Source organism: Pseudomonas sp. NFACC51 (assembly GCF_900103575.1).
Taxonomy (GTDB): domain Bacteria; phylum Pseudomonadota; class Gammaproteobacteria; order Pseudomonadales; family Pseudomonadaceae; genus Aquipseudomonas; species Aquipseudomonas fluorescens_Q.
Window position 1 is genome coordinate 279,578 of record NZ_FMXH01000003.1, and the last position, 15,120, is coordinate 294,697.

Annotated in this window: 19 protein-coding genes; 6 read left to right on the forward strand and 13 right to left on the reverse strand. The window is 61.9% G+C overall.

Annotation, left to right across the window (positions count from 1 at the left end):
- Positions 1–140 precede the first annotated feature (140 nt).
- Positions 141–863, reverse strand: coding sequence for a monofunctional biosynthetic peptidoglycan transglycosylase (gene mtgA, locus BLT00_RS08195; protein WP_063323956.1), 723 nt, complete (start codon positions 861–863; stop codon positions 141–143).
- Positions 864–936: 73 nt separating this feature from the next.
- Between mtgA and BLT00_RS08200 the strand changes: the two genes are divergently transcribed.
- Complete coding sequence (locus tag BLT00_RS08200) at positions 937–1,308, forward strand: DUF423 domain-containing protein (protein WP_092150057.1); 372 nt, start codon at positions 937–939, stop codon at positions 1,306–1,308.
- A gap of 23 nt (positions 1,309–1,331) precedes the next feature.
- Here the strand turns inward: BLT00_RS08200 and BLT00_RS08205 are convergent, their stop codons facing one another.
- Positions 1,332–3,299 carry an acyltransferase family protein gene (locus BLT00_RS08205; RefSeq protein WP_092150060.1) on the reverse strand — a complete coding sequence of 656 codons (1,968 nt, stop codon included), beginning with the start codon at positions 3,297–3,299 and terminating at the stop codon, positions 1,332–1,334.
- A gap of 262 nt (positions 3,300–3,561) precedes the next feature.
- Between BLT00_RS08205 and thiS the strand changes: the two genes are divergently transcribed.
- From thiS to trmB, 3 genes are read left to right on the forward strand one after another with little or no spacing between them, the layout of a single operon-like run.
- Positions 3,562–3,762 carry a sulfur carrier protein ThiS gene (thiS, locus tag BLT00_RS08210; RefSeq protein ID WP_018609493.1) on the forward strand — a complete coding sequence of 67 codons (201 nt, stop codon included), beginning with the start codon at positions 3,562–3,564 and terminating at the stop codon, positions 3,760–3,762.
- Positions 3,763–3,816: 54 nt separating this feature from the next.
- Complete coding sequence (locus tag BLT00_RS08215) at positions 3,817–4,611, forward strand: thiazole synthase (protein ID WP_003177480.1); 795 nt, start codon at positions 3,817–3,819, stop codon at positions 4,609–4,611.
- 9 nt (positions 4,612–4,620) lie between these two features.
- Positions 4,621–5,346 (forward strand): tRNA (guanosine(46)-N7)-methyltransferase TrmB, encoded by a 726-nt coding sequence (gene trmB, locus BLT00_RS08220; protein WP_018609495.1) that lies wholly within the window; start codon positions 4,621–4,623, stop codon positions 5,344–5,346.
- 144 nt (positions 5,347–5,490) lie between these two features.
- Here the strand turns inward: trmB and BLT00_RS08225 are convergent, their stop codons facing one another.
- From BLT00_RS08225 to BLT00_RS08270, 10 genes are all read right to left on the reverse strand, one after another.
- Complete coding sequence (locus BLT00_RS08225; protein WP_003177482.1) at positions 5,491–5,814, reverse strand: DUF3392 domain-containing protein; 324 nt, start codon at positions 5,812–5,814, stop codon at positions 5,491–5,493.
- A 21-nt stretch (positions 5,815–5,835) separates the two neighbouring features.
- Positions 5,836–7,035 carry a radical SAM family heme chaperone HemW gene (gene hemW / locus BLT00_RS08230; RefSeq protein WP_092150063.1) on the reverse strand — a complete coding sequence of 400 codons (1,200 nt, stop codon included), beginning with the start codon at positions 7,033–7,035 and terminating at the stop codon, positions 5,836–5,838.
- A complete protein-coding gene (rdgB, locus tag BLT00_RS08235) occupies positions 7,032–7,628 on the reverse strand; it encodes an RdgB/HAM1 family non-canonical purine NTP pyrophosphatase (protein WP_092150066.1) in 597 nt (198 codons plus the stop codon). The genes hemW and rdgB overlap by 4 nt, the downstream gene beginning before the upstream one ends.
- Positions 7,625–8,059, reverse strand: coding sequence for a DUF4426 domain-containing protein (locus tag BLT00_RS08240; RefSeq protein ID WP_092150069.1), 435 nt, complete (start codon positions 8,057–8,059; stop codon positions 7,625–7,627). The genes rdgB and BLT00_RS08240 overlap by 4 nt, the downstream gene beginning before the upstream one ends.
- Positions 8,060–8,084: 25 nt before the next feature.
- A complete protein-coding gene (gene metW, locus BLT00_RS08245; RefSeq protein WP_003206492.1) occupies positions 8,085–8,705 on the reverse strand; it encodes a methionine biosynthesis protein MetW in 621 nt (206 codons plus the stop codon).
- A gap of 7 nt (positions 8,706–8,712) precedes the next feature.
- Positions 8,713–9,852 carry a homoserine O-succinyltransferase MetX gene (locus BLT00_RS08250; RefSeq protein WP_063323960.1) on the reverse strand — a complete coding sequence of 380 codons (1,140 nt, stop codon included), beginning with the start codon at positions 9,850–9,852 and terminating at the stop codon, positions 8,713–8,715.
- Positions 9,853–10,114: 262 nt separating this feature from the next.
- On the reverse strand, positions 10,115–10,408 hold the full coding sequence (locus BLT00_RS08255; protein WP_092150072.1) for a DUF167 domain-containing protein: 294 nt from the start codon (positions 10,406–10,408) through the stop codon (positions 10,115–10,117).
- Between the two features lie 5 nt (positions 10,409–10,413).
- Entirely contained in the window at positions 10,414–11,004 is a 591-nt protein-coding gene (locus tag BLT00_RS08260) for a YggT family protein (RefSeq protein ID WP_063323962.1), read from the reverse strand.
- A gap of 10 nt (positions 11,005–11,014) precedes the next feature.
- On the reverse strand, positions 11,015–11,833 hold the full coding sequence (gene proC, locus BLT00_RS08265) for a pyrroline-5-carboxylate reductase (RefSeq protein ID WP_072346212.1): 819 nt from the start codon (positions 11,831–11,833) through the stop codon (positions 11,015–11,017).
- A 35-nt stretch (positions 11,834–11,868) separates the two neighbouring features.
- The gene (locus tag BLT00_RS08270; RefSeq protein WP_077508447.1) at positions 11,869–12,555 is read right to left on the reverse strand and encodes a YggS family pyridoxal phosphate-dependent enzyme; all 687 of its coding nucleotides are present in this window, start codon (positions 12,553–12,555) and stop codon (positions 11,869–11,871) included.
- 53 nt (positions 12,556–12,608) lie between these two features.
- Here BLT00_RS08270 and BLT00_RS08275 point away from each other — a divergent pair, with 53 nt between their 5' ends.
- Complete coding sequence (locus BLT00_RS08275) at positions 12,609–13,643, forward strand: type IV pilus twitching motility protein PilT (RefSeq protein ID WP_092150075.1); 1,035 nt, start codon at positions 12,609–12,611, stop codon at positions 13,641–13,643.
- A gap of 182 nt (positions 13,644–13,825) precedes the next feature.
- On the opposite strand, the gene BLT00_RS08285 is transcribed toward BLT00_RS08275, so the two are convergent.
- The gene (locus BLT00_RS08285; protein ID WP_063323966.1) at positions 13,826–14,437 is read right to left on the reverse strand and encodes a C40 family peptidase; all 612 of its coding nucleotides are present in this window, start codon (positions 14,435–14,437) and stop codon (positions 13,826–13,828) included.
- A 249-nt stretch (positions 14,438–14,686) separates the two neighbouring features.
- Between BLT00_RS08285 and BLT00_RS08290 the strand changes: the two genes are divergently transcribed.
- Entirely contained in the window at positions 14,687–15,115 is a 429-nt protein-coding gene (locus tag BLT00_RS08290; protein ID WP_003206477.1) for an NINE protein, read from the forward strand.
- The last annotated feature ends 5 nt before the right edge of the window (positions 15,116–15,120 follow it).

The following is a 15,120-nucleotide window of genomic DNA, read 5'->3' on the forward strand; positions in this document are numbered from 1 at the left end:
ATCGGGGCGTTTTTGTTCGGGCTTGATAGTTTGAATTCACTGCCAATTCTGTTGGAGCGAGCCTTTGTGGCGAGGGAGCTTGCTCCCGCTGGGCTGCGTAGCAGCCCCAAGCATTTGCCTGACACACCGAGTCGTCGGGGCTACTGCGCCCAAGGTGCTCGCCGCGAATCATTGAGCCCCAGCAAATAACTGTCGCCCCCCAACTGGCTCATCTGCTGGCGAATCCAGCTCGCCCTGCGCAGCACGTAAGGGCTCGGCCGGCTGGCGCTCCATTTCCGCGGGTTAGGCAAGACCGCCGCCAACAGGCTGGCCTGCTGCCGGGACAGCGCGTCGGCGCTGACGCGAAAATGATGCCGTGCTGCGGCTTCGGCCCCGAACACACCGTCATCCCACTCGACGCTGTTGAGGTACACCTCAAGGATCCGCTGCTTGGGCCAGAACACCTCGATCAGTGCGGTGAACCAAGCCTCGAGCCCCTTGCGCAGCCAGCTGCGGCCCGACCACAGGAACAGGTTCTTGGACACTTGCTGGCTGAGGGTGCTGGCGCCGCGAATCGAACCGCCACGGCCGTTGTGGGCGAACGCCGCCTGGATCGCGCCGATGTCGAAGCCCCAATGCTCGGGGAATTTCTGGTCTTCGCCAGCAATCACTGCCACTTTCAGGCTATCGGAGATCTGGTCCCAAGGCTGCCAGGTGCGCTGCAGGTCGATCGGTTCGCCGCCGAACCAGGATTCAACCTTGCGCTCGATCATCAGCGCCGTGAACGGTGGCGGCACCACGCGAAACAACAGCACCAGCACAACACTGCCGACGGCGAACCAGAGCAGGGCTTTAACGAATCGTCGAAACAGTAAACGCAGCATAGAGATGGCTTGGCCGAACCCGTCGAGCGGGCCATTATACAGACCCTGCCCACCGAGTCTGATTGGAGTTCTCATGTTGCGTAGCTTTCTGATGCTGGCTGCTTTTTTCGGCTTCACGGGCGTGGCACTGGGAGCATTTGCCGCCCACGGCCTGAAAAACCGCCTGAGCGCCGAGTACCTGGCGATTTTCCACACCGGGGTCACCTATCAACTGGTGCATACCCTGGCGTTGCTGGGCGTTGCGCTGCTGGCCACGCACATCCCCGGGCGCATCGTCACTTGGGCTGGGGTCTCTTTTGTGGTGGGCATCCTGTTGTTCTCCGGCAGCCTGTACCTGTTGACGCTTACGGGCATCAGCAAGCTGGGCATCATCACACCGTTCGGCGGCGTGGCGTTCCTGATCGGTTGGCTGTGCCTGGGTCTTGCCGCCTGGCGCCTCGGTTAACGGTGCCGACAATTTGCACGCTTTCAGCCATTGAGCAGGGCTTTCATGAAAGAAGGCGCAAGGAGGCGATTGCCATGGCCGCTGAGGTGATCACCGTCGCGAAAAATCGGTTTGTCGTCGCGATAGGCCGAACAAGTCGGGCCTGGACACAGCAGCGGCAGCGGATCCCAGATGCGTAGCATCGAATATTGACGGGCCAAGCGGTCGAGCAGCGCCATTTGAGCTGCCCGTAGCTGATCAAGTCGATCTCGCGTGATGGTGAACCCGGGGGTGCAGATCGGGTTCATCCGGTTGAACCAGTCCGAGCAGCGATAGGGCGGGGCTTTGAACAGCGGCATGGGCGCATTGATCAGCACCCGCACCTCGGCAGCCATCAAGCGCCTCAGGACCGTTTCAGCAGAAATCCGAGCCTCCTCCATCTTCCCGGGCGTGAGCTCAGCAAGCACGTCATTGAACACGGTTTCCTCGCCCCGTGCCCATTCGCGCCCTGCCAGCTCCGGCATGCGTAAAGAGGCGAGAAAGACGATATCACCCGGTTTGGCCCGCGCCTCGATGTCGCGCAAGGCCTTTTCCCGGGCTGGGGCGCAGGCACCCTGTGGGTCGGGTGCGATAAGACTGGCCACCGGGCAGCCGCCGCGCTCGTATTCCACGACCCTGATGCCGAGTTGTCGTGAGGCGAGGCTCAGCATTGTGCGATAGGCCGCTGCGTGCGAATCACCGAAAACAAACAACTGGCGACCCTGCAATGGCGAGTCATTGATGGATTCGCTGGCCGGCCGTTGCGGTAGCCGCCTGGAGAACCAGGTATAGGCATCGCGGGTCTGGCTCAGTGACACGGCTTCGGGGTTTTCGCTGACCCAGCGCGCACCTGACCATGACAGGGCGAGCGCGCAAAGCCCTGAGGTAATGGTGATCCAGGCGCGGCGTTGGAACATCGAATCGCCGGTGCGCAGCGGGGTCTCGACCCAGTGATAGGAGGCAGCAGCCAATGCCATGACGATCACCGGGTAGGCCAATTGCACGACCAGCAGCTCCAGGCCGGTGGTCCAGCGCAGGAGCACCAGAACCGGCCAATGCCAGAGATACAGGGAGTAGGACAGCCGGCCGATGTAGGTTGCGGGCGACGATTGCAGCAATCGCAACAGCCGCGATGAGGGCGCGGTTTCCTGCGCCACGGCTGCAATGATCAACAGCGTGCCCGAAACCGTGATGAGCGCCCAGGGGAAGGGGAACTGTCTTTCATCGGCGAGAAACAATCCGCTGGTCACCAATGCGAGTCCGCCGAGCAAGGCGACCTGGGATACGAAAGGCGATGTTGGAGCGAGGCGTCCTGTTGCGATCATCTGGAAGAGGATCGCTCCTGCGGCCAACTCCCAGAATCGACTGGGCAGCAGATAGAAGGCTTCATGAGGGTGGTCCCGTGTCTCAAAGGCGCTATAGGCCAGTGATACCTGCGCCAGCAGAGGCAGCAAGGTCCAGACCAGTTTGCTGCGCTCCCGGTAGCGCAACCAGAGGAAATGGATGAGGGGAAAAACCAGGTAGAACTGCTCTTCTACCGCCAGGGTCCATGTGTGGGTGTAGGGGTTAAGCTGAGTGGAAGGTGAGAAGTAGGTGTCGGTGTTCCACGCCAGCACGAAGTTGCTCAGGCCGAAGAAGGCGGCCAGCCTGGTGCGGTCATTCTGGGCGCTGAGCCAGGCTTGCGGCACGAACATCGCCGAGAGCATCCCGCACGCCAGCAGCATTGATAGCAAGGCCGGCACGATACGCAGGAATCGTCGGCGATAGAAATCCGCCAGATAGGCCACGAAGCTCAGGTTGGCGCGAGCGGACAGCGACTGGCTGATGACGTAGCCCGAGATGACGAAGAAGATATCGACGCCGGTAAATCCACCGGGCAAAGCCTTCAGAAAGTCGGCGTGGAAAATGATCACGCTCAGGACTGCAAATGCGCGCAAGCCGTCGATGGCGGGAATATGCTGAGTGCTGGCCACAGGCGCCTCTCGTGGTTCTTCCTTTTGTGAGATTCATTTGGAGGCAAAGAATATAGGTGGGGTACGGCGCGGCTTGAACCGTGAAGTTGTTTCAGGGTTAGTCCCCGTTTACGACATGGGTGGTTGAGGTGCGTCCTGAAAGCCGAGCCTTGCCGCCGGGCGGCTGGGCTGACCGGGCGGTCCATTTCATGACGAATGGCTTGGGTCCCCCAGACTGATCGGGCTAGAATGCCAGCCCCTAAAAATGATGGCGGCATCCGGCATGCGCATTCAGTTGAACGGTGAACCCCTTGATCTGCCCGACGGTGAAACCGTTGCGGCCCTGCTGACCCGTCTGGAACTCACCGGGCGTCGGGTGGCGGTGGAACTCAATCTGGATATCGTCCCGCGCAGCCAGCACGCCGAAACCACCTTGAACGACGGCGACAGCGTCGAAGTGGTCCACGCCATCGGCGGCGGCTAGTCGCCTCGGTTTCGCAGCCTTTCGCAAGAACCTCACCCCAACAGAGGATTTCCCATGAGCATCGTTCGTAGCGACAAGCCCTTCGTCCTGGCCGGTCGTACCTACCAGTCGCGCTTGCTGGTAGGCACCGGCAAATACCGCGACATGGAAGAAACCCGCCTGGCCATCGAAGCCTCGGGCGCCGAAATCGTGACCGTCGCCGTGCGCCGGACCAACATCGGCCAGAATCCGGGCGAACCGAACCTGCTGGATATCCTGCCGCCGGATCGCTACACGATCCTGCCGAACACCGCCGGCTGCTTCGATGCCATCGAGGCCGTGCGCACCTGCCGCCTGGCCCGTGAACTGCTCGACGGCCACAACCTGGTGAAGCTGGAAGTGCTGGCGGACCAGAAAACCCTGTTCCCCAACGTGATCGAAACCCTCAAGGCCGCCGAAACCCTGGTCAAGGAAGGTTTCGACGTGATGGTCTACACCAGCGATGACCCGATCATCGCCCGCCAGTTGGCGGAAATCGGCTGCATCGCGGTCATGCCGCTGGCCGGCCTGATCGGCACGGGCCTGGGGATCTGCAACCCGTACAACCTGCAGATCATCCTGGAAGAAGCCAAGATCCCGGTGCTGGTGGATGCCGGTGTCGGTACCGCCTCCGACGCCACGATCGCCATGGAGCTGGGTTGCGAAGCGGTGTTGATGAATTCCGCCATCGCCCACGCCCAGCAGCCGATCCTGATGGCCGAAGCGATGAAACACGCGATTGTCGCCGGTCGCCTGGCGTACCTGGCTGGCCGCATGCCGAAAAAACTTTACGCCAGCGCCTCCTCGCCGCTGGATGGTCTGATCAAGTAAGAGCCATTGATGACTGAATCGAACGACACGCCGGTCCTGCCGGAAGAAGGCGAAGAGCGCCAGCACCGCCGCATCAAGAGTTTCGTGATGCGCGCCGGGCGCATGACTGAAGGCCAGCAGCGCGGCCTGGAGCAGGGTGCGCCGCTGTTTGTCCTGCCGCTTGCCGATGCGCCGGTGGATTTTGACCAGGTGTTCGGCCGCTCGGCCCCGCGCTCGCTGGAAATCGGCTTCGGCATGGGGCATTCGTTGCTGGAAATGGCCGCCGCTTCGCCGGAGCAGGATTTCATCGGTGTGGAAGTCCACCGTCCCGGTGTCGGTGCGCTGCTCAACGGCGTGCTGACCCAAGGGCTGACCAACCTGCGGGTCTACGATTGCGACGCCATCGAAGTGCTCAACCGCTGCGTGGCCGACAACAGCCTCGACCGACTGATGCTGTTCTTTCCGGACCCTTGGCACAAAAGCCGTCACCACAAGCGCCGTATCGTCCAGGCGTCGTTCGCTGAGCTGGTGCGCAGCAAGTTGAAGGTCGGTGGTGTGCTGCACATGGCCACGGACTGGGAACCCTACGCCGAATACATGCTGGAAGTGATGAACGTCGCGCCGGGCTATCGCAACCTGGCCGAAGACGGCAAGTGCGTCCCGCGCCCGGCTGAACGGCCGATCACCAAGTTCGAGCGCCGTGGCGAGCGGCTGGGGCATGGGGTTTGGGATTTGAAGTTCGAGAAGTTGGCGTAAAACCCGAAGATCCTGTTGAAATGGGATCTCCTGTGGGAGCGAGCTTGCTCGTGATGGCGGCATAGCAGCCAACATTGATGTTGGATGTTATGGCCCCATCGCGAGCAAGCTCGCTCCCACAGTTGTTTTGTGGTGTCTGAGGGATCAGCGCCGATCCGCCACCACGCCAATCAACACCAGCACCACCAACAACACCGGCGCCAGGCTGTAGTTGTTGAACTGGCTCAAGCCCCGGACGACCCACGGCGTGGCATAGATCAGTGCCGCGCCGCTGCCGATCATGCACAGCAGGGCGATCAACGGTACGCGCAAGGCGCCGGCGATGCTGCCCAGGCGTTGCTCGACCCAGCCCTTGATGTCGGCACCAAACAACACCAGCAGGCAGCCTACCAAGGCCAGGGAGATTTCCGACAGGTTGCTGCGGCTCCAGCGGGACACGGTGGCGAGCAGGTCGAGTACCAGATCCATTCGATTTCCTTGTTTGGGTAATTAGCTCAAAAATGTCTGCAGCAAGTCGTTGAGAAACAGCTGTCCGCGCTCGGTGGCCGCCAGACGTGTCGGTTCGACCTGCAACAGCCCGCTTTGTTCGGCCTCGCGCCGGCCTTCGGCCAGGCTTTGCAGGGGCAGGCCGGTGCGCTGCGGAAATAGTTGCGCGTCAACGCCTTCGGTCAGGCGCAGGGCGTTCATCAGGAACTCGAACGGCAGCTCTTCGTTGGTCAGGGTTTTCTCCCCGGCCAGGAAGCGCTTGGCCGGGTTGAGATAGTCCTTGGGCAGGCGGGTCTTCCAGGTGCGTACGATGCGCCCGTCCGGATGGCTGAGCTTGCCGTGGGCACCGGCACCGATGCCGATGAAGTCGCCGAAACTCCAATAATTGAGGTTATGCCGCGCCGCCCGACCGGGTTGGGCGTAGGCCGAGACTTCGTATTGGGCGTAGCCGTGCTCGGCCAGCAGGGCTTGCCCGGCTTCCTGGATGTCCCACAGCGTGTCGTCTTCGGGCAAGGTCGGCGGCTGGTTCCAGAACACCGTGTTCGGCTCCAGCGTCAGTTGGTACCAGGACAGGTGGGTCGGCTTCAAGGCGATGGCTTGGCGCAGGTCGCCCAGGGCGTCGTCGAGGGACTGCTCGGGCAGGCCATGCATCAGGTCCAGGTTGAAGTTATCGAACCCGGCCCGACGGGCCATGCCGGCGGCGCGTACCGCCTCGTCACCGTTGTGGATCCGTCCCAGGGCCTCGAGCTTGGCCTGCTGGAAGCTCTGGATGCCGATGGACAGGCGATTGATGCCCAAGGCCCGGTAAGCGACGAATTTTTCTTGCTCGAAGGTGCCGGGGTTGGCTTCCAGGGTGATTTCAATGTCCTGGGCGAAGGGTATCCGCGCCTCGACACCCTTGAGCAACCGCCCCAGGGCTTGGGCGCTGAACAGGCTCGGGGTGCCGCCACCAAAAAAGATCGAGCTCAACGGGCGACCATGGGCCGCATGCAGATCCTGGTCGAGGTCGGCCAGCAAGGCGTCGACATATTCCTCTTCCGGCAACTGCGGGCTGGCGGTGTGGGAGTTGAAGTCGCAATACGGGCATTTGCGCACGCACCACGGGATGTGGACGTACAACGCCAGGGGCGGCAGCACTGGCAGTGGCACCCGAGGTGTTTGTGCACCGCCGTGAATCAGCGGTGCGGGAGAATCAATGGTCATTGCAGGCCCAGGCGTTGACGCAGCAGGGCCATGGCGCGGGCGCGGTGGCTCAGCTGGTTTTTTTCCACCGGGCCCAGTTCGGCGCTGGAGCAATTGCGCTCCGGCACCCAGAACAACGGGTCATAGCCAAAACCGTGCTCGCCGCTGGCTTCGGTGAGAATGCGCCCGTGCCACAGGCCTTCGCAGAGGATCGGCAGCGGATCATCGGCATGGCGGACCAGGGCCAGCACACACACGAACTGCGCGCCGCGCTCGGCTTCGGGCACGTCCTTGAGGGCGTCGAGCAGCTTGGCGTTGTTCGCCGCGTCACCTTTGCCGTCAGCGTAACGGGCCGAGTAAATGCCTGGCGCGCCGCCCAGGAAGTCCACGGCCAGCCCGGAATCGTCGGCCAGCGCTGGCAGGCCCGAGATGCGTGCGGCATTGCGGGCCTTGAGGATGGCGTTCTCGACGAACGACAGGCCGGTCTCTTCCGGCTCCACCTGGCTGAACTCGCCAATCGAGCGTAACTGCACCGCCCCGCCGAGCATGGCCTGCAGTTCCTTGAGTTTGCCGGCGTTGTGGCTGGCCAGTACGAGTTGGGTGAAATTGATCATTGGCCCGGGAACAGTTCCTGGTTGAAGTTGATGGTGTTGATCTTGTCGCCGGTTTTCACCTTGATCTCGAAGGTGCGGGTTTCCTGTTGGTCCACTGGATACTGGGCGATGTAATAGATCGCGCCTCGTTCGGTGATCTGGCGGAAGGAGAGGGGGACTGTCTTGCTGGTCAGGTCCTTCACCGTGCCGCTGACGTCGGCGATCAATGGCTTGCCGCTTTTGATCACCGAGACATTGATCACGCCTTGGTTCTTGCTGCGAATCAGCTCGGCAGCCTTGGCGATATCCGGCGTCAGGAAGGTGGAGTTGAAGGTGTTGTAGTGCACGGTGATATCACCGAACACTTCCTTGCGCTCGCCCTTGATAGCGTCGGCGGCCATGGCGCCAACGCTCAGGCAAGCGGTGATGAGAAACAACGCTAGACGGTTCATGTCGTGCTCCTGGTGAGGCCGGGGCTCACACCGCGACCTGATAATCGGTAAGGCCTGGGCTGCTGACCCGATAGATGCCTATTTCACCTAACAGATTAGGCCATAGCTTGCTGGCCCACCCGTGGCGGTGCTGCTGGTCCACGGCCAGGCGATCGATGACCTTGGCTTCACGCTCGCGGCACAGCGCTTCGAAATCCTCGAAGGTGCAGAAGTGGATGTTCGGCGTGTTGTACCAGGTGTAGGGCAGGAACTCCGAGACCGGCATGCGGCCCTTGCTCGCCAGGTACCAGCGGCAACGCCAGTGGCCGAAGTTGGGAAAGGTGATGATGCACTGGCGCCCAACCCGCAGCATTTCGTCGAGGATCTTGTCCGGGTAGTGCACCGCTTGCAGGGCTTGGGTCATGACCACGATGTCGAAGCTATTGCTGGCAAAGTTGCCCAGGCCCTTGTCCAGGTCCTGCTCGATCACGTTGATGCCCTTGGCGACGCACTCGGCAATGTTGTCCGGGTCGTTTTCCAGGCCGTAGCCGCTGACTTGCTTGTTGTCCCGCAGCCAGGTCAGCAGTTCGCCGTTGCCGCAGCCCAGGTCGAGCACGCGGCTGCCGGCGGGGATCCATTCCTGGATGATTTCCAGATCGGCTCTCATGGCATCCTCACAGCGTTATACGGTTCATGTAGTTGCCGAACGCCTGCAGGTAGCGCGGGATCGGGATCAAAAAGGCGTCGTGACCCTGGGGCGCGTCGATTTCCAGGTAGCAGACGTCCTTGCGCGCGGCCATCAGCGCGTCCACCAGCTCCCGCGAGCGCGCCGGGGAGAAGCGCCAGTCGGTGGTGAACGACATCACGCAGAACTTGGCGGTGGCATTGGCGAAGGTTTTCGCCAGGTTATCGTCGAAGTTCGCTGCCGGATCGAAGTAGTCCAGTGCCTTGGTCATCAACAGGTAGGTGTTGGCGTCGAAACGCCCGGAGAACTCTTCACCCTGATAACGCAGGTAGCTCTCGACCTGGAACTCGACGCTGTGGAAGTCGTAGTTGAGCTTTTCGCTCTTGAGGCCACGGCCGAATTTCTCGCCCATGGAGTCGTCGGACAGGTAGGTGATGTGCCCGACCATCCGCGCCAGCATCAGCCCGCGCTTGGGGATCACGCCGTGTTCCTGGAACGAGCCGCCGTGGAATTCGGGGTCGGTGAGGATCGCCTGGCGCGCCACTTCGTTGAAGGCGATGTTCTGCGCCGACAGCTTGGGCGCCGAGGCGATTGCCAGGCAGTGGCGCACGCGGTCCGGGTAGGTGATGGTCCACTGCAAAGCTTGCATGCCCCCCAGGCTGCCGCCGATCACGGCGGCCCACTGGCCGATCCCGAGGCGGTCGGCCAGGCGTGCCTGGCTGTGGACCCAGTCTTCCACGGTCAGCACCGGGAAGTCGGCACCGAAAGGTTTGCCGGTGTCCGGGTTGAGGCTGCTGGGGCCGGTGGAGCCGTTGCAGCCGCCCAGGTTATTCAGGCTGACCACGAAGAACTTGCTGGTATCGATGGGCTTGCCCGGGCCGATGCAGCTGTCCCACCAGCCGGGCTTGCGGTCGTCGACGCTGTGGTAGCCGGCGGCGTGGTGATGCCCCGACAAGGCGTGGCAAATCAGCACGGCATTGCTCGCCGTGGCATTGAGGGTGCCGTAGGTTTCGTAGATCAGGTCATAGGCTGGCAACGAACGGCCGCAGGCCAGGGCCAGGGGCTCGCTGAAATGCGCCATTTGCGGCGTCACCAGACCAACGGAATCGGGGGGAAAGGCAGCTGGCATCGACCCTGCTCGCGTTGAAATGAGGCGTAAGTCTAAAGACCGCTGTGGCAGGCGGCAAGCAACGGGCGGCGCTGATTGTTCCTTGAGTGAAAACCCTGTGCCGGATGAGTTTCCTTGTGGCGAGGGAGCTTGCTCCCGCTGGGGCGCGAAGCGGCCCTATCAGGCCGATGTCCCGTACCATAGGTAATAGCGCGTTGCCTGGTTGGGGGCTGCTTCGCAGCCCAGCGGGAGCAAGCTCCCTCGCCACAGGGTTGGTCATTCATCAGGTGGGCCGGACGAGGCCCGGCAACTCCGGCAGCTTCTTCGGCGAATGAATCCGCACCCGCTTCTGCCGGTTCAACTCGCCACTGATCAGGCTGACCTGGCTCTTGGACACGCCAAACGCCTTGGCCAGGAACGCCATCAGGTAGGCGTTGGCCTTGCCCTCGACCGGCGGGGCGGTGAGGCGGATCTTCAGGCGGTCACCGTGCAGCCCGGCGAAATCATCGCTGCGGGCGGCCGGTTGCAGGTGACACTCCAGGATCAGGTCGTCGCCATCCCAGCGAAAGTAGCTCACTGGGGTCAGATCAGCAGGCGCAGGATTTCCGGCATCATGGTGATCGCCGCCAGGTTGTTGATCACCAGCATGTCGATCAGCTTGAGCACCATGAACGCCAGGATCGGCGAGATATCCAGGCCGCCAAGGTTCGGCACGATACGACGGAACGGCGCCAGGGCCGGTTCGCAGATCTGGTTGACCAGTTCGGCACCTGGGTTATGGCTGCCCGGCGCGACCCACGACAGGATCACGCTGATGATCATGGCGAAGAAGAAAATCTTCAGGAACAGCGCGGTCACGCCAATGAGCGACCAGATCAGCAGTTGCAACGGGTTGCCGGTGGTGCCGTAGGTCAGCAGCAGGGTCAGGGCCATCAGCGCCAGTTGCACCAGGATCGCCAGTACCAGCGAGGACATGTCCAGGCCGAACACGCTTGGGATGATCCGGCGCAGTGGCTTGAGCAGCGGCTGGGTGGCCTTGACGATGAACTGGCAGAGCGGGTTGTAGAAGTTCGCGCGCACCAGTTGCAGCACGAAACGCAGCAGCACGATCAGCAGGTACAGGCTGCCGAGGGTTTGCAGCACGTAGACCGCTGCAGTGTTCAATCCAATCATGAATAACTCCTTATTGGCCCAGTTGTTCGGCCATTTCGGCCGAGCGGTGCGCGGCGGCGCCGAGTGCTTTTTCCACCAGGGCTTCGAAGCCCCCGGCCTGGAACGATTTGATGGCCGCTTCGGTGGTGCCGGCCGGCGAGGTCACGCGGCGGCGCAGCTCGGCCGCGTCGACGTCGCTGGAGACAGCCATGTGTGCGGCGCCTAGTGCGGTCTGCAAGGTCAGTTGGGCAGCGGTTTCCCGGGGCAGGCCGAGTTTCTCACCGGCGGCGGTCATGGCTTCGATCAGCAGGAAAAAGTACGCCGGGCCCGAGCCGGAGACGGCGGTGACGGCGTCCAATTGCTGTTCGGTGTCCAGCCACAGTGCCAGGCCGACAGCCGACAGCAGTTCCTCGGCCTGCTGGCGTTGTGCGGCGGACACTTGGGAAGTAGCGAACAGGCCGCTGACGCCCTGGCGCAGCAGTGCCGGGGTGTTGGGCATGCAGCGTACGATCGGCTGCTCGCCGAGCCAGTTGTTCATGCTGGCGCACGTGATGCCGGCGGCAATCGACACCACCAGTTGATGAGGCTTGAGGCTTGGGCGCAGGGCCGCGCAGACGGTTTTCATCGCTTGCGGCTTGACCGCCAGCACGATGACGTCCGCGCCGTCGATGGCCTGGGCGTTGTCGGCGAAGGTTTGGATGCCGTGTTCGCGGCTCACCCGGTTGCGGGTCTCTTCACCCGGATCGCTGGCGCGGATCAGGGAAGCGTCCAGGCCCTTGGCCCGCAGGCCGCCGATCAGGCTGGCGGCCATATTGCCGGCGCCGATGAAGGCAATACGCGTGTTGCTCATGACAGGTCCTTATAAAGAGATGAGTCGGCCATGTTTCAGGATTGACCGTAGTCGCGGGCGCCGAACAGGGCCGTTCCGATGCGCACCCAGGTGGCGCCTTGGGCAATCGCTGACTCAAGGTCGTGGCTCATGCCCATGGAAAGGGTGTCCAGCGGTAGCGCCAGGCTGGCTTGCAAGCGTTGGACCGCGGCGAAGGCAGCATCCTGGGCGGCGCGGTCTTCGGTGGGTTCGGGAATCGCCATCAATCCGCGCAGTTTCAGGCGGGGCAGGGCGCTGATAGCGCTGGCCAGGGCGGGCAGGTCCGCTGGGGTGCAGCCGGATTTGCTGGCTTCACCGCTGACGTTGACCTGAATGCAGATGTTCAGCGGTGGCAAGTCGGCCGGACGCTGCTCGGACAGACGCTGTGCAATTTTCAAGCGATCCACGGAATGCACCCAGTCGAAATGTTCGGCGATAGCGCGCGTCTTGTTCGATTGAATGGGGCCGATGAAGTGCCAGATCAAGGGCAGGTCGGTCAGTTCGAGCTGTTTGCCCAAGGCTTCTTGCAGGTAGTTCTCGCCGAAGTCCCGCAGGCCGGCGGCATAGGCTTCGCGCAGGGCCTGGACGGGTTTGGTCTTGCTCACGGCCAGCAGTTTGACACTGTGTTCGGCACGCTGGGCGGCCTGCTCCGCAGCGCGGATGCGCGAACTAACCTGAGCGATGTTGTCTGCTATCGTGGACATAAAGAAGCGCCAGCGGTGAGGTTCGCGGCATTCTACTGGAATTGAGGAGCGCTATGGATATCACTGAGTTACTGGCGTTCAGCGCCAAGCAGGGCGCGTCGGACCTGCACCTGTCCGCCGGGCTGCCACCGATGATCCGCGTTGATGGCGATGTCAGGCGCATCAACCTGCCGGCATTGGACCACAAGCAGGTTCATGAACTGATCTACGACATCATGAACGACCGGCAACGAGTAGATTACGAAAAGTTTCTGGAGACCGATTTTTCCTTCGACGTGCCGGGCGTGGCGCGGTTCCGGGTCAACGCCTTCAACCAGAATCGCGGTGCGGGGGCGGTGTTTCGGACCATTCCGTCGAAAGTCCTGACCATGGAAGACCTGGGGATGGGCGAGGTATTTCGCAAAGTGACCGAGGCGCCTCGCGGACTGGTGTTGGTGACCGGGCCCACCGGTTCAGGCAAGTCCACCACCCTGGCGGCCATGATCGATTACTTGAACAGCCACAAGCACCATCACATCCTCACTATCGAAGACCCTATCGAATTCGTTCACGAACCGCGCAAATGCCTGATCAACCAGCGTGAGGTGCACCGCGACACCCAGGGTTTCTCCACGGCCCTGCGTTCGGCCCTGCGGGAGGACCCGGACGTGATTCTGGTGGGGGAGATGCGCGACCTGGAGACCATTCGCCTGGCGCTGACAGCCGCGGAAACCGGGCACCTGGTGTTTGGCACCCTGCACACCACATCGGCGGCCAAGACCATTGACCGGGTGGTGGACGTGTTCCCCGGTGACGAGAAGTCCATGGTTCGTTCGATGCTGTCGGAATCACTGCAGGCGGTGATTTCCCAGACGCTGGTCAAGAAGATCGGCGGCGGCCGAATCGCGGCGCATGAAATCATGCTGGGCACCTCGGCCATTCGGAACCTGATCCGTGAAGACAAGGTGGCGCAGATGTACTCGGCCATCCAGACGGGGGGGGCGCTGGGAATGCAGACGCTGGATATGTGTTTGAAGGACTTGGTGAGCAAAGGCCTGATCAGTCGCGAGCATGCGCGGGAGCGGGCGCGTACGCCGGATAATTTCTGAGGCGGGGAAACGGTCAGTAAGGCCTGATACGGTCCCTGTGGCGAGGGAGCTTGCTCCCGCTGGGCCGCGAAGCGGACCCAAAATAATGGGGTCCACAGAGATCATTGGTCTGTTTTGGGGCGGCTGCGCCACCCAGCGGGAGCAAGCTCCCTCGCCACAGGGGGGCCGGTGAGCGCTTCAGATTAGCGCTGAACCACGCGCATCGCACCCGGCTCTTTCGGCAGCACGCGCTTGGCCACCACGTAATGGGTGTCCCAGTACGGTTTGTTCAAGGTGTCGATGCTCACCGACTTGCCACGGCGCGGGGCGTGGATGAAGCGGTCGTTGCCCAGGTAGATGGCCACGTGGTTGACCCGGCGGCTCTTGAGCTTGAAGAAGATCAGGTCACCGGGCTTGAGGTCCTTGCGCTCGACTTTCTCGCCATGACCGGCGGCCATGGCGTTGGAGGTGCGCGGCAGGTCGAAGGTGGCGTCGTTGAAGGCGTATTTCACCAGTCCGCTGCAATCGAAACCTTTACTTGGGCTACTGCCGCCCCAACGATAAGGTGTGCCCAGTACATTCACGGCGCGACTCAACACATTGCTGCTCGCTTTGGTCGCCATCGGCGGGACCAGCTTGCTGTTGGTCGTGCTCACGCGCTGGGCGCTTGGCTTGTCCTTGCTCAAGGAGGCAGAGACATGGGATTTCGGGGTATAGCCGTTGACGTTGGGAAGACGTTGCTCACGATTGGTGGCGTGGGCGGCCAGTGGCAATAATAGGCAAATGGTTAGCCATGTCTTGAAAAATGGACGCATTAGGCAAGGCTCTTAAAGGTTGGCGCGCAACTTTATAACAGCTTTTTTTGCCATTCCGAGGCCGTTTGTCGATTCGAAACGCAGCGAAAAACCCGGCGAAATGCGACAAGTTGACCTGATTGTCCGACAGAACCCCTATATCACGGGGCTTTCGCCGGTTCGAATCGCCCAGGACCGCTTGTCGGCTGGACACGAAAAAGTCACAAAAACTCCGAAAAAATTTATCTATCGAGGCAAAAGAGGCCATTCATGAACAGCTATCAGCAGGACGCAATCCGCGATACCCACAGCAAAGTCATTGGGTATCTGCTGTGGATTTTCGGTTTTACCGGCGCCCACCGTTTCTATTACGGCAAGCCGGTCACGGGCACGATCTGGTTCTTCACCTTCGGCCTGCTGGGCATTGGTTGGCTGATCGACCTGTTCCTGATCCCGGCCATGGATCGCGAAGCGGACCTGCGGTTTACCCCGGGGCCTATCGAGTACAGCGTGGCGTGGATTCTGCTGACGTTTCTCGGGGTGCTGGGCGTACACCGCATGTACCAGGGCAAATGGCTCAGCGGGATCCTTTACTTGCTGACTGGCGGGGTATTTTTCCTGGGGGTGCTATATGACTTCTGGACGCTGAATGATCAGGTGTCGATCCGTAATGCGCAGAAGCGTGGGGCTTTTCAGTAAGACCT